The organism is Pseudomonas sp. ML2-2023-6 (assembly GCF_037055265.1).
Taxonomy (GTDB): domain Bacteria; phylum Pseudomonadota; class Gammaproteobacteria; order Pseudomonadales; family Pseudomonadaceae; genus Aquipseudomonas; species Aquipseudomonas kulmbachensis.
The window spans coordinates 5,203,863-5,226,995 of sequence record NZ_CP146347.1; the positions used below are offsets into that span (position 1 = coordinate 5,203,863).

19 protein-coding genes, 1 other RNA gene and 1 pseudogene are annotated in these 23,133 nt (G+C 53.3%); 14 read left to right on the plus strand and 7 right to left on the minus strand.

What is annotated here, in order from left to right:
* Positions 1 to 3: 3 nt before the first annotated feature.
* A complete protein-coding gene (locus V6L79_RS24165; RefSeq protein WP_261739750.1) occupies positions 4 to 1,407 on the minus strand; it encodes a sodium-dependent transporter in 1,404 nt (467 codons plus the stop codon).
* 117 nt (positions 1,408 to 1,524) lie between these two features.
* On the opposite strand from V6L79_RS24165, the gene smpB reads away from it, so the two are divergent.
* Positions 1,525 to 2,007, plus strand: coding sequence for an SsrA-binding protein SmpB (gene smpB, locus V6L79_RS24170; RefSeq protein WP_261739751.1), 483 nt, complete (start codon positions 1,525 to 1,527; stop codon positions 2,005 to 2,007).
* Between the two features lie 126 nt (positions 2,008 to 2,133).
* Here the strand turns inward: smpB and V6L79_RS24175 are convergent, their stop codons facing one another.
* Positions 2,134 to 2,901, minus strand: coding sequence for a GntR family transcriptional regulator (locus V6L79_RS24175; protein ID WP_261739752.1), 768 nt, complete (start codon positions 2,899 to 2,901; stop codon positions 2,134 to 2,136).
* A gap of 261 nt (positions 2,902 to 3,162) precedes the next feature.
* On the opposite strand from V6L79_RS24175, the gene V6L79_RS24180 reads away from it, so the two are divergent.
* From V6L79_RS24180 to V6L79_RS24230, 11 genes are all read left to right on the plus strand, one after another.
* A complete protein-coding gene (locus tag V6L79_RS24180) occupies positions 3,163 to 4,857 on the plus strand; it encodes a lactate permease LctP family transporter (protein WP_338579598.1) in 1,695 nt (564 codons plus the stop codon).
* 113 nt (positions 4,858 to 4,970) lie between these two features.
* Positions 4,971 to 5,795 carry a (Fe-S)-binding protein gene (locus V6L79_RS24185; RefSeq protein WP_338579599.1) on the plus strand — a complete coding sequence of 275 codons (825 nt, stop codon included), beginning with the start codon at positions 4,971 to 4,973 and terminating at the stop codon, positions 5,793 to 5,795.
* On the plus strand, positions 5,792 to 7,249 hold the full coding sequence (locus tag V6L79_RS24190; RefSeq protein ID WP_338579600.1) for a LutB/LldF family L-lactate oxidation iron-sulfur protein: 1,458 nt from the start codon (positions 5,792 to 5,794) through the stop codon (positions 7,247 to 7,249). The genes V6L79_RS24185 and V6L79_RS24190 overlap by 4 nt, the downstream gene beginning before the upstream one ends.
* Positions 7,249 to 7,920 (plus strand): lactate utilization protein, encoded by a 672-nt coding sequence (locus tag V6L79_RS24195; RefSeq protein ID WP_261739756.1) that lies wholly within the window; start codon positions 7,249 to 7,251, stop codon positions 7,918 to 7,920. The genes V6L79_RS24190 and V6L79_RS24195 overlap by 1 nt, the downstream gene beginning before the upstream one ends.
* Positions 7,917 to 10,727 carry an FAD-binding and (Fe-S)-binding domain-containing protein gene (locus V6L79_RS24200; protein ID WP_338579601.1) on the plus strand — a complete coding sequence of 937 codons (2,811 nt, stop codon included), beginning with the start codon at positions 7,917 to 7,919 and terminating at the stop codon, positions 10,725 to 10,727. The genes V6L79_RS24195 and V6L79_RS24200 overlap by 4 nt, the downstream gene beginning before the upstream one ends.
* A gap of 238 nt (positions 10,728 to 10,965) precedes the next feature.
* Positions 10,966 to 11,247: a hypothetical protein gene (locus V6L79_RS24205; protein ID WP_321834595.1), complete on the plus strand. Its 282-nt coding sequence runs from the start codon at positions 10,966 to 10,968 to the stop codon at positions 11,245 to 11,247.
* A 73-nt stretch (positions 11,248 to 11,320) separates the two neighbouring features.
* Positions 11,321 to 11,712: a transfer-messenger RNA gene (gene ssrA, locus V6L79_RS24210) on the plus strand.
* Between the two features lie 167 nt (positions 11,713 to 11,879).
* Positions 11,880 to 13,115 (plus strand): tyrosine-type recombinase/integrase, encoded by a 1,236-nt coding sequence (locus V6L79_RS24215; RefSeq protein ID WP_338579602.1) that lies wholly within the window; start codon positions 11,880 to 11,882, stop codon positions 13,113 to 13,115.
* Positions 13,116 to 13,389: 274 nt separating this feature from the next.
* On the plus strand, positions 13,390 to 14,235 hold the full coding sequence (locus V6L79_RS24220; protein ID WP_338579603.1) for a hypothetical protein: 846 nt from the start codon (positions 13,390 to 13,392) through the stop codon (positions 14,233 to 14,235).
* 92 nt (positions 14,236 to 14,327) lie between these two features.
* Positions 14,328 to 14,609, plus strand: a complete 282-nt coding sequence (locus V6L79_RS24225) for an AlpA family phage regulatory protein (RefSeq protein ID WP_338579604.1) — start codon at positions 14,328 to 14,330, stop codon at positions 14,607 to 14,609.
* Positions 14,606 to 14,941, plus strand: a complete 336-nt coding sequence (locus V6L79_RS24230; protein ID WP_338579605.1) for a hypothetical protein — start codon at positions 14,606 to 14,608, stop codon at positions 14,939 to 14,941. Before V6L79_RS24225 ends, V6L79_RS24230 begins: the two co-directional genes overlap by 4 nt.
* A 69-nt stretch (positions 14,942 to 15,010) precedes the next feature.
* Here V6L79_RS24230 and V6L79_RS24235 read toward each other — a convergent pair whose 3' ends face one another.
* On the minus strand, positions 15,011 to 15,163 hold the full coding sequence (locus V6L79_RS24235; protein ID WP_338579606.1) for a hypothetical protein: 153 nt from the start codon (positions 15,161 to 15,163) through the stop codon (positions 15,011 to 15,013).
* 373 nt (positions 15,164 to 15,536) lie between these two features.
* Here V6L79_RS24235 and V6L79_RS24240 point away from each other — a divergent pair.
* Together V6L79_RS24240 and V6L79_RS24245 are read left to right on the plus strand one after the other, a co-directional pair.
* Positions 15,537 to 15,779, plus strand: a pseudogene (locus tag V6L79_RS24240) (hypothetical protein); the annotation flags it as partial.
* An 89-nt stretch (positions 15,780 to 15,868) separates the two neighbouring features.
* Entirely contained in the window at positions 15,869 to 16,726 is an 858-nt protein-coding gene (locus V6L79_RS24245) for a hypothetical protein (protein ID WP_338579607.1), read from the plus strand.
* 107 nt (positions 16,727 to 16,833) lie between these two features.
* Here the strand turns inward: V6L79_RS24245 and V6L79_RS24250 are convergent, their stop codons facing one another.
* From V6L79_RS24250 to V6L79_RS24265, 4 genes are all read right to left on the minus strand, one after another.
* On the minus strand, positions 16,834 to 17,160 hold the full coding sequence (locus V6L79_RS24250; protein ID WP_338579608.1) for a hypothetical protein: 327 nt from the start codon (positions 17,158 to 17,160) through the stop codon (positions 16,834 to 16,836).
* 1 nt (position 17,161) lies between these two features.
* Positions 17,162 to 18,007 (minus strand): hypothetical protein, encoded by an 846-nt coding sequence (locus V6L79_RS24255; protein WP_338579609.1) that lies wholly within the window; start codon positions 18,005 to 18,007, stop codon positions 17,162 to 17,164.
* 214 nt (positions 18,008 to 18,221) lie between these two features.
* Positions 18,222 to 19,130, minus strand: coding sequence for an MvdC/MvdD family ATP grasp protein (locus V6L79_RS24260; RefSeq protein WP_338579610.1), 909 nt, complete (start codon positions 19,128 to 19,130; stop codon positions 18,222 to 18,224).
* Between the two features lie 103 nt (positions 19,131 to 19,233).
* Entirely contained in the window at positions 19,234 to 22,905 is a 3,672-nt protein-coding gene (locus V6L79_RS24265) for an SIR2 family protein (RefSeq protein ID WP_338579611.1), read from the minus strand.
* Between the last annotated feature and the right edge of the window lie 228 nt (positions 22,906 to 23,133).

A 23,133-nucleotide genomic window follows, 5' to 3' on the forward strand; every position in this document is an offset into this window, starting at 1 on the left:
GCGTTACTTCCACAGCTGGGCGGCAAACACAATCAGAATGCCGAGTGGCGCCACATAGCGCATCAAAAAAAGAGTCAGGGCGAACAACATCGGGCTACGCATCGACAACTCGTCACGAACCGCACCGCGCCCCATGATCCAGCCTGCAAAGACCACAAAGCACAGGCCACCCAAAGGCAACATGATACGCGAGGTGAAGAAATCGACGACACCAAAGAAGTCCAGGCCACTAGCCGCACCCCACTGATAGAGATGAAAACCCGACTCTTCACTCACGAAAAATTTGGCCTGCTTCCAGATATTGAACGAAAACACCGTGCCCAGGCCAACAAACCAGCAGCTAAACGCCAGCCAGAACGTGACCCACAACCGTCGCACTTTGGTCCGTTCCACCAGATACGCCACCATCGGTTCAAGCAACGAAATGGCCGAACTCCAGGCCGCCACCGCTACCAGAACGAAAAACACCACGCCCATCAACTGGCCGAATGCCACATTGCCGAACGCAAATGGCAAGGTCACAAACATCAAACCCGGCCCTTCACTGGGGTTTAGCCCCGACGCAAAGACAATTGGAAACAATGCCAGCCCGGCGAGCAATGAGACAAAAGTGTCGATCAACGCCACGCCGACTACCGTTCCGGAGATCGATGCATTCTTGGGCATATACGCGCCGTAGATCATGATCGAACCCACGCCAACGCTCAGCGAAAAGAACGCATGGCCCATCGCTGCCAGCAAGCCGTCAAGCACGCGGTCGGGGTTAAAGTCGAACATGAAATGCACGCCTTCCATAAAGTGCCCGGTGGTCATGCTGTAACCCAGCAACACCAACAGCAGCACAAATAGAATGGGCATCATGATCCGCAGGCTGCGCTCAAGCCCTGCAACCACGCCCTTGGCAATCACATAAGCAGACAGCAACATAAATGCCGTGTGCCAAAACGTGAGGCGCCAGGGATTGGAAATCACACCCCCAAAGTACGCACCGACCTGATCGGCAGTCGCCCCCTGAAAATCGCCCTTGCCCATATTGATGATGTAATCCAGCGACCAACCGCCCACCACGCTATAGAAAGACAAAATCAGCAGCGCCGTGATCATCCCGGCAAAAGCTCCCCACGACCAACGCCCCGAATGCCCCGCCTCAACCGCCAACACCTTCAAGGCATTCGCCGGACTGAGCCGCGCACGCCGCCCGATCAGGGTTTCAGCCAGCATCACCGGCACACCGATCAGCGCGATACAGGCCAGAAACACCAACACAAAAGCGCCGCCGCCATAGACGCCAACCATGTAAGGGAATTTCCAGATACTGCCCAAACCCACGGCAGAACCGGTCGCAGCGAGAATAAAGACCCAACGGCTTGCCCAACTGCCGTGGACAGAAACCTTGTCTGTCGACATCGTTACTACGCCCAACCACTAAAAAAAGAGGGCGCATTGTCCGGGAATCAACCTAGGTGCTCAAGCACGCAGGTGCCCGTAGCCGACACGCTCGCAACTGCCTATAATGCCGCCCCTATGGCTAAACAGAAGAAACACCCTACAGGGACCATCGCGCAGAATAAAAAAGCGCGACACGATTACTTCATCGAACATCGGTTCGAGGCTGGTCTGGTCCTGGCCGGCTGGGAAGTAAAAAGTCTGCGTGCAGGCAAGGCACAGCTGGTCGACAGCTACGTGCTGCTCAAGGATGGTGAAGCATGGTTGCTCGGCAGCCATATTGCGCCTCTGACGACTGCCAGCACCCACGTTATTGCCGACCCTACGCGCACCCGCAAGCTGCTGCTTAACCAGCGCGAGCTGGAAAAGCTGTTTTCAGCGGTGCAGCAGAAGGGTTACGCCTGCGTGTGCCTCTCGATTTACTGGAGCAAGCACTTGATCAAGTGCGAAATTGCCCTCGGTAAAGGGAAGAAGGAATACGACAAGCGTCATACCGAGCGCGAGCGCGATTCCGATCGAGAGCTGCAGCGAGCGGTGCGCAACAAGGGCAAGGAAGACTAGACCAAGCCCGATGGTCTTGTAGCCGCTGCCGCAGGCCGCGATCGGCCGCGCAGCAGCCGCAATTTGCGATGCCCGAAAACCTCTTCGAGGTTTATCGCAGCCTGCGGCAGCGGCTACAAAAAATAATCACAACCCATTGCGCCGCTCAGCCCGTGCCACGCGCTGCACCTCTTGGCGCACCTCTTCCAGCACTTCCTGCACATACACCAGATGTCGGCTCGCCACTTCGCGAGCATCCTCCGCCCGCCCCTCAATAATCGCCAGATACAACTCGCGATGCTGACTGATCAGCATGTCGCGCGTTTCGCTGCGCTGCTTGTACATGCCACCGATATTGGTCACCACGTTGCGCTTGAGCAGGTCGAATAACCCGCGAATCGTGTGCAACAACACGGCGTTATGACTCGCTTCAGCGATAGCCAAGTGGAAGTTCGCATCCGCCTCCCCCTCTTCGGCGCGACTGACCTCATCAACCCGCGCATAGCAATCCTGTAGCCGCTCAAAGGCTAGCCGCAGCCGCTCGCGATCCATCTCGGTGGCCCGCGATGCCGCGTAAAAAGCGCACGAGGCCTCAAGGGTGTGACGAAACTCAAGCAAGTCGCGCTGTGCCTCGGGGTTGCTTTCGAGCAACTGCAGCAAGGGGTCACTGAACGTCGAACCCAGCGATGCCGCCACGTAATTGCCTCCGCCCTGGCGACTGACCAGCAAGCCCTTGGCCGACAATTTCTGGATCGCCTCACGCAACGACGGGCGTGATACACCAAACTGCTCGGCCAGTGCACGCTCCGCGGGCAAGCGCTCACCCGACTTCAACGTGCCCTCAAGGATCATCCCTTCAAGTTGCTCGACAATGTCGTCCGACAAACGGCGCTGACGGATCTGATCAAACCCCATAACTGCTCTCCACCCTCCCGACCACGCGCCGGGGGCCGCTATTCTCGCCGATTGGCGCAACTCATACACCCATCAGAAACACCGCTTGAAACCCCATCAGATGCTCCGACAACGAACACCTCGACGAAAGATTTAGAGGCGGCAAATTGACACATGCCACATAAGGCTTTTAACCTAGCCAACAGCGATTGTAAATTGGTAATACCAATTTACCAAGAGCAATCGACAGCATCGACCAATAACAATTAGGGGCCACCCCATATGCAAACCTGGCAACAGCTCTACAGTCCGCTCGGCAGCCTCGGCCTGTCCGCTCTCGCGGCCGTAATCCCAATCGTATTCTTCTTCCTGGCCTTGGCCGTGTTCCGCCTCAAAGGTCACGTCGCTGGCAGCATTACCCTTGGACTGTCGATTCTGGTAGCCATCTTTGCCTTCCAGATGCCTGTCGACATGGCCTTCGCAGCAGCGGGCTACGGCTTTGCCTACGGCCTGTGGCCGATTGCCTGGATCATCGTTGCCGCGGTGTTCCTCTACAAACTGACCGTCAAGAGCGGCCAGTTCGAAATCATCCGCAGCTCGGTACTGTCGATCACCGACGACCAGCGCCTGCAAGTACTGCTGATCGGCTTCTGCTTCGGTGCATTCCTTGAAGGTGCAGCCGGTTTCGGTGCACCGGTAGCGATTACTGCCGCGTTGCTCGTAGGCCTGGGTTTCAACCCACTCTACGCGGCAGGCCTGTGCCTGATCGCCAACACCGCCCCGGTTGCATTCGGCGCACTCGGCATCCCGATCATCGTGGCCGGCCAAGTGACCGGTATCGACTCATTCAAGATCGGCGCCATGGCGGGCCGCCAGTTGCCCCTGCTGTCGCTGTTCGTACCGTTCTGGCTGGTGTTCATGATGGACGGCCTGCGCGGCGTTCGCGAAACCTGGCCTGCGGCACTGGTCGCTGGGCTGAGCTTCGCCATCACTCAGTACTTCACCTCGAACTACATTGGCCCGGAGCTGCCAGACATCACCTCGGCGCTGGCCAGCCTGATCAGCCTGACTCTGTTCCTTAAAGTCTGGCAGCCAAAACGTACCGCTGGTGCGCAGATCGCAGGTGTTACCTCTGACGTAATCGTCACCGCAAGCGCAGGTGGTTTCGGCAAGCCGACCAACCTGATGGCGTCGCCTTACAGCCTGCTGCAGATCTTGAAAGCCTGGTCACCGTTCCTGATCCTGACCGTACTGGTCACCATCTGGACCCTCAAACCGTTCAAGGCCATGTTCTCCGCCAGTGGCTCGATGTACGGCTGGGTATTCAACTTCGCGATCCCGCACCTGGATCAACTGGTGATCAAGACTGCACCGATCGTCAATGCCCCGACCGCCATTGCTGCCGTATTCAAGCTTGATCCGATTTCGGCCACCGGCACCGCGATTTTCTTCTCCGCGCTGATTTCGATGCTGATCCTGAAAATCAACATCAAAACTGGTCTGACCACTTTAAAAGATACCTTTTTCGAACTGCGCTGGCCGATCCTGTCCATCGGTATGGTGCTGGCGTTCGCCTTCGTCACCAACTACTCGGGCATGTCTTCCACCATGGCTCTGGTACTGGCAGGCACAGGCGCAGCATTCCCGTTCTTCTCGCCGTTCCTCGGCTGGCTGGGCGTGTTCCTGACCGGTTCCGACACCTCTTCCAACGCCCTGTTCAGCTCGCTGCAAGCCACCACGGCACACCAAATTGGCGTCAGCGACGTACTCATGGTGGCGGCCAACACCAGCGGCGGCGTGACCGGCAAAATGATTTCACCACAATCGATCGCCGTGGCCTGTGCGGCAACCGGTCTGGTGGGTAAAGAATCCGACTTGTTCCGCTTCACCCTCAAGCACAGCCTGTTCTTCGCCACCATCGTCGGCCTGATCACACTGGCTCAGGCGTACTGGTTCACTGGCATGCTGGTGCACTAATACGCGCTATGGTTACAGCACATTAATGGCGCCGGGGTACTACCCCGGCGTCAATAATTCACTACCCGGTCCACCTCGGTGGACACATAACCGGGACCACCCGGAGACGCCTGATGAGCGAGCTTTTCTATAATGCCGTGCCAAATGCGACCCGCGTCGCCCCGCCCCTCCCGACTCCCCGCCAGTACCCTGCGCACAAGCCGCGCAAGGTCTACCTGTTCGGCACCTGCGTAGTCGACCTGTTCTTCCCCGAAGCAGGGATGGACGCTATTCACCTGATCGAGCGCGAAGGCATCGACGTCGATTACCCGCAAGGTCAAAGCTGCTGCGGACAACCGGCCTACACCTCGGGTTACACCGATCAGGCGCGAGAAGTCGCACGTTCACAGCTTGCCCTGTTTGCTGAAGACTACCCGGTGGTCGTACCGTCCGGCTCCTGCGCCGGCATGCTGCGCGAACACTACGAAGACCTGTTCAAGGACGAGCCCGAGAGCCTGAAAAAGGCCCACGCCTTGGCCGAGCGCACCTTCGAGCTGACCGAGTTTTTGCTGTTTGTATGCAAGGTCCAATTCAAGGACCACGGCGCCCCGGTCAAGGTCGCATTGCACACCTCATGCTCCGCACGCCGCGAAATGAATACCCACCTGCACGGCCGCGAAATGCTCGCGCAACTGAGCAATGTGGTACGCATCGACCACAGCCACGAAAGTGAATGCTGCGGTTTTGGTGGGACATTCAGCGTCCGTATGCCGGACATTTCCGGCGCAATGGTCGCGGACAAAACCCGTTCGCTGATTGATACCGGCGCGCACCAAGTACTCACCGCCGACTGCGGCTGCCTGATGAACATCAACGGCTCGCTGGAAAAGCAGAAACAAGCTCTACGCGGCCAGCATCTGGCCAGTTTTCTGTGGCAGCGCACCGGAGGTGAACAATGAACGCAAGCACGCTGATCCCTACCGTCACCGTGGAAGAAGACTTCCGCGAGCGCGCCCACGAAGCCCTGGGTGATGTGCAACTGCGAAACAACTTCCGCAGCGCCATGGATTCGCTAATGACCAAACGCGCCGTGGCCTTCAGCGACGCCCATGAGCGCGAACACTTGCGCGCCCTCGGCAACGCGATCCGCGCCCGCGCACTGTCCAAACTGCCCGACCTGCTGGAACGACTGGAAGCCAACCTGACCCGCAACGGCGTGCAGGTGCACTGGGCTGAAACCGTCGACGAAGCCAACGAAATCGTTATATCCATTGCTCGCCACCGCGCCGCCAAACAGGTGATCAAAGGCAAGTCGATGGTCAGTGAAGAGATGGAGATGAACCACGTGCTTGGCGCCCAGGGCATTGAATGCCTTGAGTCCGACATGGGCGAGTACATCGTTCAGCTCGACAATGAAAAACCGTCCCACATCATCATGCCCGCGATCCACAAGAACGCAGGGCAAGTTGCCGACCTGTTTCACGAAAAACTCGGCGTTGAATACACCAAGGACGTCGACCAACTGATCCAGATCGGCCGTCGCGTATTGCGACAAAAATTCTTTGAAGCCGATATCGGCGTCTCCGGGGTCAACTTCGCCGTTGCCGAAACCGGCACCCTGTTGCTGGTAGAAAACGAAGGCAACGGCCGTATGTCGACCACCGTGCCGCCTGTGCATATTGCCGTCACCGGCATCGAGAAAGTCGTCGAAAACCTGCGTGACGTTGTACCGCTGGTGTCGTTGCTGACCCGCTCGGCCCTTGGTCAGCCAATTACCACCTACGTCAACATGATCTCCGGCCCACGCAAGCCCGGCGAGCTGGACGGCCCTGAAGAAGTGCATCTGGTGTTGCTCGATAACGGCCGCAGCCAGGCATTTGCCGACAGCGAACTGCGCCAGACTCTGAACTGCATTCGCTGCGGTGCCTGCATGAACCACTGTCCGGTTTACACCCGCATTGGCGGTCACGCCTACGGCGAGGTGTATCCGGGTCCGATTGGCGCAATCATCACACCGCACATGGTCGGTCTGGCCAAAGTCCCGGACCACCCGAGCGCCTCGTCACTGTGCGGCGCCTGTGGCGAAGTGTGCCCGGTAAAAATTCCGATCCCGGCCCTGCTGCGGCGCTTGCGCGAAGAGAACGTCAAAGCCCCCGGCACCTCGCCCCGCATCATGCGCGGTCAGGGCAGCAAGTACTCACGCAAGGAACGCCTGATCTGGAACATGTGGGCCAAGCTCAACAGCTCCCCTGCCCTATACCGCGTTTTCCTCAAGGCCGCGACCCGCCTGCGCGGGCTCACGCCGAACAATGTCGGCCCGTGGACACAAAACCACAGCGCCCCCAAACCCGCTGCCCGTTCGCTGCACGATATGGCCCGCGAGCATTTGGCGAAAAAGTCGGGAGACCAGTAATGAGCGCTAAGCAAAACATCCTCAACAAACTGCGCAAAAGCCTTACTGGCACCACGCCCGTGCCTGACAACTTCGATGAAGTGCTGGTGACAGAGCCATGGACCTACGCCCCGGAGCAACGCATCCCGCAACTGCGTAAGTTGATGGAAGCCGTACACACCGAAATCCACCTCAGCACCGAGCAAGACTGGCCCGCGCTGCTGGCGCAATTGGTCACCGACCGTCAACTGCCAAGCCTGCTGATCGCGCCAACTACACCCCACGGGCAAAAAGTGACCGACCACTGGGCACAAAACCCTGCGCTACCAGCACTCAAGGCCTACGACCGCCCGGTAGAAGAATGGAAAACCGAGCTGTTCAACGACACCCCGGCCAGCCTGACCACCACCTTGGGCGCGATTGCTGCCACCGGTAGCCTGATCATGTGGCCGACACCGGAAGAGCCACGCCTCATGAGCCTGGTACCACCGGTGCATTTCGCCCTGCTCAAGGCCAGCGAAATCCGCGATAACTTCTATCAAGTACAGCGTGAGATGAACTGGGCGGCGGGTATGCCGACCAACGCATTGCTGGTGTCCGGCCCGTCGAAAACCGCCGATATCGAACAAATCCTCGCCTACGGCGCCCACGGTCCGAAAGACCTGATCGTGCTGATTCTGGAGGACGCATGAGTCTGCCCGCCGCCTTTGTGCAAGATGCCCAACGGCTGATCCCGCAAGACCGTCGCTTCAGCGACCCGCTATCAACCCTGGCCTTTGGCACTGACGCGAGCTTTTATCGGCTGATTCCCAAGCTGGTGATTCGCGTTGAGTCCGAAGACGAAGTGGTCGAACTGCTGCGCCTGGCCCGTCGCGATCAAGTGTCGGTGACCTTCCGCGCAGCGGGCACCAGTCTGTCTGGCCAAGCCATCAGCGACTCGGTACTGATCGTACTGGGTGATAACTGGAATGCTAAGGAAATACGCGGCCAGGGCATGCAGATCCGCCTGCAACCCGGCGTAATCGGCGCTCAGGCCAACGCTTGGCTGGCCCCGTACGGACGCAAGATCGGCCCCGACCCGGCATCGATCAACGCCTGCAAAATTGGCGGCATTGTCGCCAATAACGCCAGCGGCATGTGCTGCGGCACCGCGCAAAACACTTACCACACCTTGGCAGGCCTACGCGTAGTGCTGGCCGATGGCACCCGGGTCGACACCGAAGACGCAGCCAATATTGCTGCCTTTCGTCAAAGCCACGGCACATTACTCGAACAACTGGCGACATTGGCCCGCGAGACCCGCGCCAATACCGAATTGGCTGCCCGAATTCGCCACAAATACCGACTGAAAAACACTACCGGCCTGTCGCTTAACGCCTTGGTGGATTTCGACGACCCGCTGGATATCCTCAGCCACTTGCTGGTGGGCAGCGAAGGTATTTTGGGCTTTATCAGCGCAGTAACCTACGACACCGTGATCGACCATCCGAACAAAGCCTCGGCGCTGATCGTGTTCCCGGATGTTGAAACCTGCTGTAACGCCGTAACCGTGCTCAAAAGCCAGCCTGTTTCCGCTGTAGAACTGCTGGACCGCCGCAGCCTGCGCTCGGTACAGGACAAACCCGGCATGCCAGCTTTCGTACAACAACTGTCGGCCAATGCCTGCGCTCTGCTGATCGAATCTCGCGCCGCGTCCCAAACCTTGCTGCACGAGCAACTGGCGCAAATCATGGCCTCGCTGTCGGCTTTTGCGGTCGAGAAACAAATCGATTTCACCGAAGACCCAAAAGAAAACGCCAAGCTGTGGGCGATCCGTAAAGACACCTTCCCCGCCGTTGGCGCGGTACGCAAAACCGGCACCACGGTGATCATCGAAGACGTGACGTTCCCGGTCGAACAACTGGCCATCGGCGTCAACCGCCTGATCGAGCTGTTTGACAAGCACCACTACGACGAGGCGATCCTGTTCGGCCACGCGCTGGAGGGCAACCTGCACTTCGTCTTCACCCAGGGCTTCAACAACCCCGAAGAAGTTGCGCGCTACCAAGCCTTTATGGATGACGTCGCACAACTGGTGGCCGTGGAGTTCGGCGGCTCGCTCAAGGCCGAACACGGCACCGGGCGCAATATGGCGCCCTTTGTCGAACTGGAATGGGGCAGCGACGCCTACCAACTGATGTGGACACTCAAACGTTTGCTCGACCCACAGGGCATTCTCAACCCCGACGTGGTACTCAGCGAAGACCCGCATATCCACCTCAAACACCTGAAACCGATGCCAGCCGCTGACGAGATTGTGGATAAGTGCATCGAGTGCGGCTTCTGCGAACCCGTGTGCCCGTCCAAAGGGCTGACCCTCAGCCCGCGCCAGCGGATTGTGATCTGGCGCGATATTCAGGCCAAAAAAAGCGCCGCTATCGACACCACTGAACTGGAAAAAGCCTACGCCTATCAAGGCATCGATACCTGCGCGGCAACCGGCTTGTGCGCGCAACGCTGCCCGGTTGGCATCAATACCGGCGAACTGGTGAAAAAACTGCGTGCCCGCAGCGCTCACAGCGTGAAAACCGCCGACTGGCTGGGCAATCATTTTGCAACCACGCTGCAAGGTGCACGCTTCACCCTGCATGTGGCCAATGGCGCGCGCATGCTACTGGGCGCGCCGCGCATGGCAAAAATCTCGTCTGCACTGACCAGAGCCAGCAAGGGCCGCGTCCCGCTGTGGACAAACGCCATGCCCCAGCCGGAGCGGGCGATTCGCTTCACCGCACCCCTCACGGATGCCCGACCACGGGTGGTCTATCTGGCGGCCTGCGTATCGCGGGTCATGGGCCCTGCGGCAGGTGACCAAGAACAAATGTCACTGCTGGATAAAACCCGCGGGCTGCTGGAAAAAGCCGGTTATCAGGTCGTGTTCCCCGACAATATGGACAGCCTGTGCTGCGGCCAGCCGTTTGCCTCCAAGGGCTACAGCGAACAGGCCGAACACAAGCGCCAGGAACTGATCAGCGCATTGCTGCATGCCAGCCGTGGCGGGCTTGACCCGATCTACTGCGACACCAGCCCGTGTACCTTGCGCCTGGTGCAGGACCTGGGCGAAAGCCGCCTCGACCTGTACGACCCGGTACGGTTCATCCGCACCCACCTTGTGGATAAGTTGAAATTCACCCCACAAACCGCGCCGATAGCCGTGCATGTCACCTGCAGCACCCAGCACTTGGGCGAAAGCCAGGCGCTGATCGATATCGCCCGCCTGTGCAGCACCGAAGTCGTCATCCCGGAAGGCATTCACTGCTGCGGTTTTGCAGGCGACAAAGGCTTTACCACCCCCGAGCTGAATGCCCACTCGCTGCGCACCTTGAAAGACGCGGTCCAGCATTGCAGCGAAGGAATATCGACCAGCCGAACGTGTGAAATTGGCCTGAGCCAACATGGCGGGATTGACTACCACGGCCTGGTGTATCTGGTGGATCGGGTGACAACCTCCAGTACGCTATAACTCTGTAGCCGCTGCCGAGAGGGAGCGAGGCAGCGGCTACAAAATCCGGCCTGACCTCACCAAAAGTGATCAGCATCAATCCCTGTGTTCGAGCGCAAAAAAAACCTGAAATTAATAGCCTGCCACAAGCAAAACTCCTGAGCATGGCTATAGTCAATTGGCTTAAGGCCCCAATGTTTGGGGCATAAAACCGAGCCTGGAGCCACCGGGCCTATCATGAGCACAAGGAGTTTTCCCCATGAAGCGTACCGCTCTTGCTGGTTTGTTTATTTCCGCTGTGATGTTGGCCTCACCGGTGTTTGCGGCAGAAGACCTTTGCCAAATCAACCTGCAGAAAATCAAGGACGCTGTGGTCAGCTCCGGAGAAATGAGCTCAGATTTACAAGACAGCATCGATAGCCGAGTCGCTGATGCCAAGGCCGAGCAAGCCAAAGGCACGAAAGAAGGCCTCGATAACTGCATTTCACTGACGACCCAGACGCTTCAGGATATTGCCGATAACAACAAAGGTGGTGAGTAGCCCCTTTAGGTTGGCCTTCTGCGCCAGAAAGGCGTAGACTCCGCAAGCTTGCTGGTTACACACAGCAAGCATCGGGGCCGTTTAGGATTCGACGCCGGTTGCGAAACTCTAGGTGCATGCCGAGTTGGTAACAGAACTCGTAAATCCACTGTTGCAACTACTTATAGTTGCCAATGACGAAACCTACGAGGGTCAAGCTCTCGCAGCGTAAGCTGCCTTAGCCATCCTCCTGGTACCTTCGGGTCCAGCAATCACTAGGGGATGCCTGTAAACCTGAAGTGATTGTCATATAGAACAGGATCGCCGTGCAGTACGTTGTGGACGAATCGGCTAAAACTTACACAACTCGCCCAAAGCACCCTGCCCTTCGGGTCGCTGAGGGTTAACTTAATAGATACGGCTAAGCATGTAGTACCGACAGCGGAGTACTGGCGGACGGGGGTTCAAATCCCCCCGGCTCCACCAAATAGCTGTCCAGACCTGTCTCAGACAGTCTGCGAAACACCCAAGAAGCCCGCCCCGTGCGGGCTTTCTTGTTTCTGGCTATCCATCCCTGTCTCCCCCTATACCTTCCCGCCGTGTATCCCCCTGTGTATCCTTGTTCTAATTTTGAACCAAAGGGATACACACCAATGAAGCGTGCCGATATCAAGCGCCGCCCTTTGTCTGATACCACGTTGCTTGGCCTGGAACCTGACACCAAGGAGTACCGAGAACACGATGGTAGTGGCCTGTACTTTCGCGTGAAGCCTGACGGCCAAAAGTCTTGGCAATTACGCTACAAGACCCCGGCGGGCAAATGGAGTTGGCTGGGGCTCGGGGGTTATCCAGAGGTAGGCGGTTCACTTGCCAGAAAAAAGGCAGCCGAGCTTCGAAGTGACGCCTCTGAAGGCAAAAACCCGATAGCGACCAAGAAGGCCCGCAAGGCTGCCGACCTTGAAGCCGCGAACAACACCTTTGAGGCTTTAGCCCAAGAATGGTTTGTTGCACGCCGCAAAAGCTGGGAGGACGCAACAGCTACCCGGGTGATCGGAGCCCTGGAGCTTCATGTGTTCCCTGTTTTCGGCAAACGCATCTACACGGAAATCCTCCCTCTTGAGTGGATGGAGTTTCTGCGCGGTATGGAGCAAAAAGGCATCCTGGAACAGATGAGCCGGGTACGTGGCTTTTGCAAAGAGATCTATGATCTGGCCCGCGTTACTGGCAGGGCTGTGCATAACCCACTCGAAGGTCTGCACAAATTTCTACAGACCCGTGCGGCTGAAAACTATGCACACGTCTCAACCCAAGAGCTGCCTACCCTACTGCGAGCCATATCGTCATATCCCCACGCCAAAGATGTTCGTTTAGGTCTACGCCTTCTTTCCCTTATGGCGGCGCGCCCCTCAGAGCTACGAGAAGCCACTTGGTCTGAGTTCAACTTCGACAAGAAGCTTTGGACCATCCCTGCCGAGCGCATGAAAAAACGTCGGGAGCACTTGGTCCCGCTGTCACGCCAAGCCATCGAAGCCCTGAAAGAACTTCATACGCTGAGCGGGGCATACCCTCTGCTTTTCCCCGGGCGGAATGACCGAACCAAGCCCCGCAGCAATACCGTGTTTCTGATGGCTTTACGCCGTCTCGGTTATGAAGGCAGGCAGACGGGTCATGGGTTTCGTCACATCGCCAGTACCACACTCAACGAGCACGGCTTTGATGAGAACCATGTCGAGGCGCAGCTATCGCATGTTAAAGAAGGCGTTGCAGGCGTTTATAACAAGGCGATTTATCTGAAGCAGCGCACATCAATGATGCAGTGGTACGCCGATTATCTGGATGGACTTGAGCTGGGCAATGTGGTGCAGGGTAACTTTGGTAAGGTAATCTAACCCTGCCAACTCATACCCCCTCTCAAAAGCCGTGTTACGCGTGTTACTCGTGTAACAAAATCAATCAAGCCATTGAAAATAAAGGACTATTTAGCCGTTACACTCAGCGCACACACCAGATCTACAACGTGTAACGCACTCAAATAGTGTAACGCTCGAAACGCATTTACTGACCTGCAGGTAGCTGCTCGCCAAGGTTTCGCTGGACTTGTGCTCGGGGCTAGGGGCTAGGGGCTAGGGGTAGATGCTAGTCGTTCGAAAAACGGAGACTCATTTGAATTTAATTGATGGCATTGATCTCACGGCAGGCGTACAACCCACAGCCAAGTTGATCGAGTACCTATCTGTCCTGCCCCTCTATGCCCATTGCGGAGAGCAGATACAGGACGCGTGCCGAATACTCGATCAATGCACCTCTCGACTCGTGGTAAGCGACGCAACCGATGATTTGAAGTTGCTTTGTATCGAGACGATCAGAAACGAAGAATCAATTTTCCAGTTTGCATCGACTCCACCCGTAACACGCCTGGCTGATTGCATTCGTAACTTCACTTGCTGCGAGTCAGCATCAGATGTGGAAGCTTATGCTGCCTACGCAATCGCTTGTGCGATCAAAGCAATTGAATCACTCAACGACTGGATGCAAACGACCGCAGAGGGCGCCGTATCTACGAATTGGAGAATTCTTGAGCTGCCGTGGGAGGAGTTCGAAACCGCCGTTGTGGCAGGAGTGAGCCCTTACGAACGCATTGAGGCACTGGACAACTATGTCGCACACCTAGAGGTCATCACATCTCTGCTTTCGGTTTACGACAATGACATAACCGAGCTCGCAACCGCAGCCATGAAAAGCGCAACAAAACGGAAGGGCGGCATTCTGAGCGGCATGGACCGTAAAGAAGAAATCTCAGTCCGCGACGCGGCCATTGTGCAACATGCACGCGACCTTCTAGATAAAGGGTTACCGCGCCGAAACGTGGTTACCCAGGTTCATCGCTGGCTGGAGAATCAAGTGGCTCTTCCATCGCAGCAAAGACCAAACTGGCTCCCACCCGAAATTGAGAAAGCACTGTCTCGCAGACAGGTGGATGCGATCCTTGATCGTTATGAAGTCGTATAACCCGAAATTTCAATGTGGAAGTGAACTGCTCACACCATCTGAATCTCTAGAACATTGCTCTCGCCAGTCCAAATCAAGCGAGAGCAGTGCCTATGAACATCAATGTAACCACCCTTCCCAGCAAAACTACGACACATACCCCCATCCTTTTTGATCCTGCCTCAACGCTGATTCGAATGCGCGAAGTCGAAACCATCGTCGGCATGAAGCGATCCACCATCTACAAACTGATGCAACGCTCTGATTGCGGCTTCCCTCAGCCGGTGAAGCTCAGTACGAGCACCGCACGTGGTGCGCCAGTTGCTTGGGTTCTTGCTGAAGTTCAAGCCTGGGCACGCAGCCGTATCGAAGCTCGCGATCAGGTGGCCGCATGACGCCTGTATTCCTGCCGCACACCACCCTCGACGCCGTGGGCGTTCTTGAGAGCGCCTTGCCTAAGGTCGCAATAGGTCGGGATCGCTTACGCGCTCTGCGTGATCGGGCAATTGAAGAAGGTGCACATGTGCTGCTCTTGGCCTGGCCATCGTTGGATTGGGTGATGCTGGCTGTCGAGGTGCCACCGGGGGTGCTGATCAAGGATGCACAACAGCTCATTCCCAACTTGCTAGCAAACCCCGTAGCCCTAGAGCACATGCGCTCAGAGTCTCGCAAAGGTCAGCATCTGAGCTGGTTGTCTCTGACACGCCACACAGCCATTAAGCCCTAACGAAAACGCCCCCGGCTGCAACCGGAGGCGTTAGAGGTGTGTTCGTATGCCTTTTAAATTTATGCCGCTTCAAAAAAAATCGCAAGACATCTGCACGGTTGCACTTTTGAAATCAGGACGGTACTCTTTTGCCGTCGCTGCAAAATCAGCGACCGGGTTTTGCAGCCCGAACATCGTTAGGCGCATAAGCGCCACCGTTCCGAAAGCTGGCGCTTTTTTCATGCCTGCAACTTCGTTTTATGGTGGCTGTGCGTGGGGCGCTTTCGAGCGCGCCGGGTGCCTAACGTCCCGGTCTGCAAACCTGCGCACAGCCGCCACCCAATCTTGTTTTGCAGCAAGTAGTGGCGGTTCCTCAACGTTAGGAGCCTCACCGCATGAATCATGCCCTCAATCCGTCCAAAAATCGTGCCGCTGCTCATCGAGCAATGGCTCTCGCCGCTTTACACGCAAACTCCAGCCTTCGAACCCGACTATCCCGCTACAACAAACACATGAGCAAAGCCCGCGCCTTGGAAACAATCGGGGGTGCTCAATGACTTCGACTGAATTGGTTGAGCTTTACATTCACCGAGCCTCCCGCATCTTTGATGCGCCCATGGGCGATACGTTACACACCACAACCACCTACTACGTACTACCCGAGGCTTGGCGCTCTGAAGTGTTCAAAGGCATGAATATCAATGCCGTGAACAAGGAGCTGCTGCGTCGCGGCGTCCTAGAGCCAGGTAAGGATGGAAAAGCGTCGACTGCTGTTCGCCTACCAGGGCTAGGTCTGCAACGCTGCTACGTCGTTGTTGCTGTTCCAAACCAAGGTGAACGTGACGCGCTAGTCGCATAAGACGCTACCCACATTGACGAGGTAGCGCCGGCTAATTGTCGGCCTAGCCAGCCAGACAAAAATAACCGAACTCATTTTAGGAACTGACTATGAAAGACTTGAAACAACAACATGCAGCTCTCACCGCCGAAAGTATTGCTATTGAAAATAGCCTTCCACAGCTGGAAGCTGCTTGGAGGAATGCCCCGAGCAATTTCAACCAATATGGCAATGAGATAGGAACTCCTGAAGGAAGAGCAGCTATGGATAGGTCGTCGGAAGCGAACGCACGCTTGCGCGCCATCCCTGGCGAGCTGAAGTTACTTGAAAGCAAAATGGCGCATCTGGAGCGCCTGTCAAAAGTTGATCAAACCAAAAGTGAATCGCTCAAGGCCATGTCCGAAGCTGCCGCCGAGGTCAAAGGATTGGAGCGTACTCAAGCGAACCTGAGTGCACGTCTTCAAACCATACAATCTGAAGCTAAGCAGGCTTTGGAAAAAGCACAGCAAGACGAGCGAGATGCAGCAAGTCGCTATGCTCGTAGCCTTGCCAGCGGTGATAGCAAAGCTGAAAAAGCAGCTACCCACGACATCCTGATAGCGGCCAAACAGCTTGCGATAACGGATGAGAACGTAAGGAGACAAGAACTCATTATTAGCGCTCTGCAGTCTGAGCTCGCCACCATCGAGACTCAAATGTTTAATGCCCGTCAGCTCGAAAATGAAGCTAAGAGAAATGCTTTGAGCGCAATTGCATTGGCATTAGATGAAGAGTGGAATGAAGCTGCCAAGCAGCTAGCCTCTGTGGGAGCCAAAGTCATGGCCGTTTGTTATCAGCAGGGTGGGATGGGGGATTCTCTTTCTGGCCTGGAAGTCCCACGGTTCGGCCCATTCCTTTCGAGGCTGAACCGATCCGATCTATCGGCTGCTGCTCGTGAGATTTCCTTAAAGGATCTACTTACAGCTTAATCACTTTAAGTAGCCCGCGCGTGCGGGCTGCTTTCTTCATTAGCCAGTGTACCTCCTAAACCAAAACTGCTATCAAGTTTAAAAGCTCATCCTCATGAATTATAAAGCTAGTAAAGGATTTCATCAGGATCGGATGATTCTATAGTCTCTGTTATAACGGTGCTAAAATTCTTCGAGCCTATAAAAAACATAGAAGCCAGCTCATCATCGTCTGTTGACTCAAGCGTCTTTGTTATTATAGTAGCACCAAAAAAAACCTCATCACTATCATCCGACTCAAGCGTTCTAGTGACCAAAGTCGAATCAGCGCATATCTCATCAGGGTCACTCGACTCAACTACGTTAGTCATCAAAGTACTATCAGCCATCTGCTTGAAAATACATGCTGACGAAATCACCACCGACTCACTATAATTCAATACATATGGTTTCATTTCACCCTTCCTTTTTTATCTTAATAACAATTCTATCTTTAAAACCTGAAGAACTTGAAAGGCGGAGCTCTGACACCTTAGAGCTTCCAACAACTAGTTTAATCATCCCTACCACACCAGAATAAATTTCCGCATCAGCAGAATTACTACTCAATACAATATACTGATCCGCAGAGCGAGTATCGGAGCTATTAACAATATCGAAAAGCCTACTCAGCTCCTCTTTATCCAGAACTCCGTCGCCATTAAGAATTTGAAGTTCCAAATCAGACTCATATTGCAATCCACCTTTAAGTCCCGAATCAGCACCTGAGAAAAACACAAAAAGCCACAGCACCACAATCAACAAAAACGCAACAACAACGTTCAACTCAATATTTTTTATCTTAGAAGCAAGAACCAAATTTTCAGACTTAGACGCAAACCAATTAATGTATGCATGCTTAGCTTGAGAAAGAGTTGTTGAACCATTCAGAGCCCTTATATCGTGGAATCTAGCCCTTACGCCACCAGAAACCTGCAGAAATGAAAATGTAAAAACCCCTGCAGTTAGCAAAAACAAAGCACCAATAGAAATAAATACAACAGAGAAATCTTTTTGCCAACCATCAAGCTTCCAAAGCTCGTTAAACACATACGCGTAGAAACCCGCCAGTACAAAATATGCAGAAGCGTGGGACGAAACCTTAGCCAGCATAGACGATTTAACTGAGCAAGCATTATTGTAGGCTTCTTTAAGAAATTCATACTGGACTTTCAGATCGTCTTCAGAGCGATTCGTAATCTGCATATCTGAGGAATAGCTACCGGCTTTTTGGTCCACTAGCTGAAGCGATGGATAGGGCATTACCGAACCAAAACTCAAAACAAAATATGGTGAAAACCTCCCATCACAATAAGTCAAAAAATAAAATTTATACAACCCTATCGACAATGCTAGAAATGAAAATCTCACCTTGAAATTTGCAACATATGCCCCATAACTACTATCACAAGAAACATGAAACAAAGGAGACCAATTTAGAAGCCTACAAAGCAACGCTAGACACGCAGCAAAATATCTACTCACTTAAGTACCCCACGATCTCTCTTGATATCCTCACGCCAACTTCTCTCTCCAACCATGCCCATTGCCCATTGGCATTCATCTCAAGAAAATAGTACTCACCACCACTAACTATAAAATCAAAACAACCAAATGACATATCAAGCTTCTTCATAAACAACACACACTTACTATAAATCACACTTGGAAGCTGCACTTCCTCATAGCTCACTTTGTTATTACTCTTCCTCCAATCAACTTTATTTTCAGATATGATTTTTACTGTAAACGCCACTCCATTAACAAAAGTCGATCGGACCTCATAGTCTTTATTAATGTACTCCTGAAAATAGGCCGGAGAATATTTTAACTTCTCTGTCGACACCAACTCATCAAGCATATTAGTTTGCACAAATTCCTTTACCCCCTCACTGACTACAACCCCAACAGCGACAGGCTTCACTATTTTATCCCCATGACCTAAGTTCAATATATTAGAGGAGCAGTTAGTAATCGAGGATAGCGGTAGCTTAAAGCCAGTTTCTTTAGCGAGAATCAATTGTACCGCTTTATTATTTGCTCTTCTCATTATTGACGGGCGTGTAAGACAGCGGCCTTCAAAAGACTCAGCTATACCCTCCACTAGTGAATAAGCTTCTTTATGAACAAAAGAATGATATTTTTCCTCAAAAACCTCACTCAGGTCTTCAACCATCGGCTTGCGATAGTAAATTGAACGGCAAGTACTAGAGTCTATTGCCCCTTCGTCTGACTCAATTCGAAAACCACCCCCATTAAGTTCTATAGCGTATGTTGAAAACTTATCAAAATCCAACCTAAAAAACGACACACCTCGATACAAGATCGTTAAATAATCACAAGTCAAGTCATGGCTAGACGTCACCATTAATATTTTATTCTTCATCACCCCACCTAGCCCTGGCTTTCATAATTCCTAGCCTGAAAACTTATATTAAATAACACTATAAGCAAATCCAAACCGCAAAAAAGCCTCTGGCACGAGGCCTCTACTCAAAACGTAACGCATTTTGATCAAGCCATTGAAAACGGCGATCCAATTCAATAGTGGGTTCTGCTTTTACCATACGTCCAAGGATTTTGGGTAACTCATATCCACCAGCAATACCAGGACCAAAGAGCCGCCATAGTAGGGTCAGCGTTTCCTGAGGAAAGCTCTCAGGCAAGCCAGATTTCTCGATACTATAAAGACTGAAGCGCCCATCTACCTGCGTTAGGTAAGGTAACAATTGCTTCAACGCCTGAGGGAATGCCTCTGCTGATGAGATCGCCAGCTCAGCGAAATAGGCAGTTAATTGTCCATCACACAAAACACGATCCCTGGGCCATACACTTGAGAGTAGAGGTCCTATGCAGGTCCGCCATGCCTCACTCGGCACAACGTCTAATTTGAAAATCCACCGTTTGAGTATTTGCACCGCACCTTCGCGCAATTTTGGGGAGCCACTACGCAGCGACGAAACAGTTTGCTCAAGATCGATACCCCAACGGGCAGCATCCTTGTCTTGTCGAATGATCGCTAGCGCCGGAGCTAAGATTTTTGCAGCTGCTCCAATAGCCCCTCCTTCCCACCAATTATTTTCGATCACGCCTAAAAGAATGTGCCGACTAAATGCCGAAGATACAACTACAGACTCCTCAGACCGACTGACTAATACTGCACGTAATGCCTTAGCCTCGCTGGAGTCCCCATCAAGCGCAGAGTTAAGATCCTGGACAATATTATGGCAGCCCAACGATAAAATGAAGGTGGCATTTAGAATGAGAATCGTACGTGCAAAAGTTCCTTGCCGGCCTAGAGCGACTGCTGCATGACGGATCGCTCCCAGCCTACTCGCTACTATTACTTCTCCACCTTGGCGGCTCTGATAAATGTCTTGTAACTCAGCTTGAATAAGACGCCCAGCTGGCGAGTTTACGGCGTCAGATAAAAGCTCACGATTAGTGTCAAGTTGGCGAGTATCTTCAACGACAGCAATATCGAATAAGCGTAACCACCAGCCCGCGAGCTCAGGCGAGGATTGTCTTGCTGCACTAAAATAGAGATCTGCCAAACGACTAACTATTAGTGTTATAAACTCGTCAGAAGCTAGTGTAAGTTTCTTGAAAGTACTAATTGTAAGCTCACTTAAAACTGCGCTGGGCTGATCCTGCCGAAACGATAAGGAAGCGATTAGATCGCGCCAGAGCGGAGCATTCGACAAATCAAGCGGTGCTCGGTTAAGGGTATCAAACGCGCCACTAGGATCCGTACCACAATATACACTCCAGCCTCGGTGTTTTCTTATATCAGGGCTTTGGGCAATAGATTTCACAACATCCAAGCGCTCGTCGTCTGTAGCATCAACAATCGGCTGGACATCTCCCACAACCATCTGCACTCCGGTTGAGTAAGATCTAAAAAGATCTTTGTCTTCTACTTTACGATTAAGATACTCACGACGTCCTTTGATTGTGAGGAGCTTTGCAACTCCAGCCTTGGACAAAGTTCCTGCTTCTTCGAGCATACTAAGTCGCATCCATATCTCGGTATCAGAGGCATGGTCACGCCAATCAACTTGTCCTTCTTCGATATCATATCGACTAAAGTAAGTATCGGCCTCAGTTAGAACTCTTTTTTCAACTTGAAAAACAAGTTCTATATTTGCATCTTTCGAACGCTCACGCAATACAAGAGCGAGCTCACGCTGTATATGCCAAAAAGCATTAATAGGCATCTCGGCTACACCAGTGATTGCCTCATCACCCGAGAAAAGTGCTTTATTACGTAGCGCGTGCAACCACAACCGAATTCCTAGAAAGCCTGAAAAACCACGCCAAGACGTTGCTAAAGATTGGCTTGTTTTCTTATCAACTTTGGCGCTGCTAGAAAGTAGACGTGCAAGCAACTGAGTTAAAAATATTAAACCTTCATGGTGTTCATTTTGAGCATGCGGCTCAATAGATGGAACTGAAAAGTCATTACTATCGTACTCCTCATCAATCAAATCAAAATCAACCGATGTACATATAACTTCTTGAAGCTTCGCCGTGGCAATAGCCATAATGTTGTTCGGTTGCTCGATCGCTACAAGCGCATCGATCAAATCTGGAATTTCACCTTGGGCTTGTACCAACCAACTCACACCGATTAAGTCGGATAGTCGGGAGGGTGAGATATTTGCCACCCCTCTGCGCAGGGTTAGTTCAGGGATCGGTGTGAGTACACCTACAGCCTTATAGAGGTCAGCATTGAGAACCACTCGACCAAGAAGTCTCTCCTGTATGGCGAAAGGCTGCTCCTCCAAACTCCAATCTAACGATGGAGGGCAATTTGATAACTGACGCCAGGCTCTCAGCCAAAACTCTGGCAAATCCTTAGCTTGGCGAACATGGCGAGAAACAGATTCAGAGAAGGGTTTCCCAAGACGTTTCAGCCAAACAACCGCTACGCCAAATCGTGCAGTTGACTGCAGATCACGGGCTAACCATGCTGCGAAAATCCAAGCAGCATCTTCGTTCGTCCAAATACTTCGTTCAACAAAAAAATCCAACCAAGAGACATCCTCAATCGTGGAGATTGCAACCGACCATACGTCGCGGCTCCCCCGCAGGAGCCACAAGATACCATCAAGCTCGGACGGTTGAGCTTCAGAGAATTTTTTACACAGAATCGTCCGAGCCCAAGCTCGACTGGTAATTCTTGGACGCTCTATAAGATCTGCAAGCTGATCTAGGTCACGCCATAATGCACTGTGGTCTCGCTTGCCACTTATGGGATCGGTAATAACTTCATACACAATCGGCAGAACAGCAAGAGCACTCCAACGCGCATCAGGCTCCTCTCGTACATTGACCGAATCTAGCGCGTAAACGACACGTAAGTCAGGAAACCTCTGTCGATCAGCTTCAAGAACATTGAGGAAATAACGGACTGGTGCATCGCCGGCACTGTAGCCAACTAGCACTATGATCTTGCACCGACATAAGTCAAACAGAAAACGGGAAGCCCACCCTGAGCGCATGTAGGCATCCCCATAGTCTGCACTGGTTACAACAAGCGGCGTCTCCTCTAGATCAATCTGTTCATCTGATGCACGCCCATGGAGATGGATAATACCTCCAAAACTGGCACTACCAGGCGTTGGTAGATCCTGCCCCGCAAAACTTAGCTGCCGTGCCTGATCCGTGGTCGCAGAGGCGAGAAGTGCTCTCTCAAGCATCGTATCGAAATTGGTGGTTACAATTACCGGGCGATTATCGAGGTTGCGTGATAAGCGCAAAATGGTGCGATGGTGAGCGAGATCGGCTTCTTCCGGAGTTTTTAACAACTCCACTACGGTCTTGGTCATATCCGCTGGATCTACGATCCGACGGCTAAGAGAGCCGAGCACCTCTTCGTAACGCCCATCTTTAAATGACTGCTCCTCGGATGCGCTCCTTACCATTCCGAGCTTTATGAAGCATTGCTCTACCAATTTTTTGAAATCGGGAAGTTGCGGGGCACTAACACCTGCACCGCACAGAAAAACCACCTCACCGGCAAGCAGCGCATCAACCAGTTGCTCGGGAAATTCTGGACCTTCTTTAGTAAACCGGATACTCAAGGCGGTGATCTCTGCAGAGTCAAATTGCTTAAAATGTGGGCGTTTTTTAACCAAGAAGCAGGAATTAAAAACCATGTCGGATAAGGGCTTTTAGTCCCTAAAGGGGTGCGCGGTAACTCTCCAGAGCTCTGTACACTCACCTACTTATCGTTAATCTTCCCTTGCTTTCATCTAGGAGGATTCTACGTCAAGAGCGATTAATAATCTTTGACGGTAATTTTCCAGCTTGAGGTTTCCTAAATTCTAAGAATGACCATACTCTTGAAAATCTGCCTGAAGTGTTAATTTTTCACTCCTGACTCA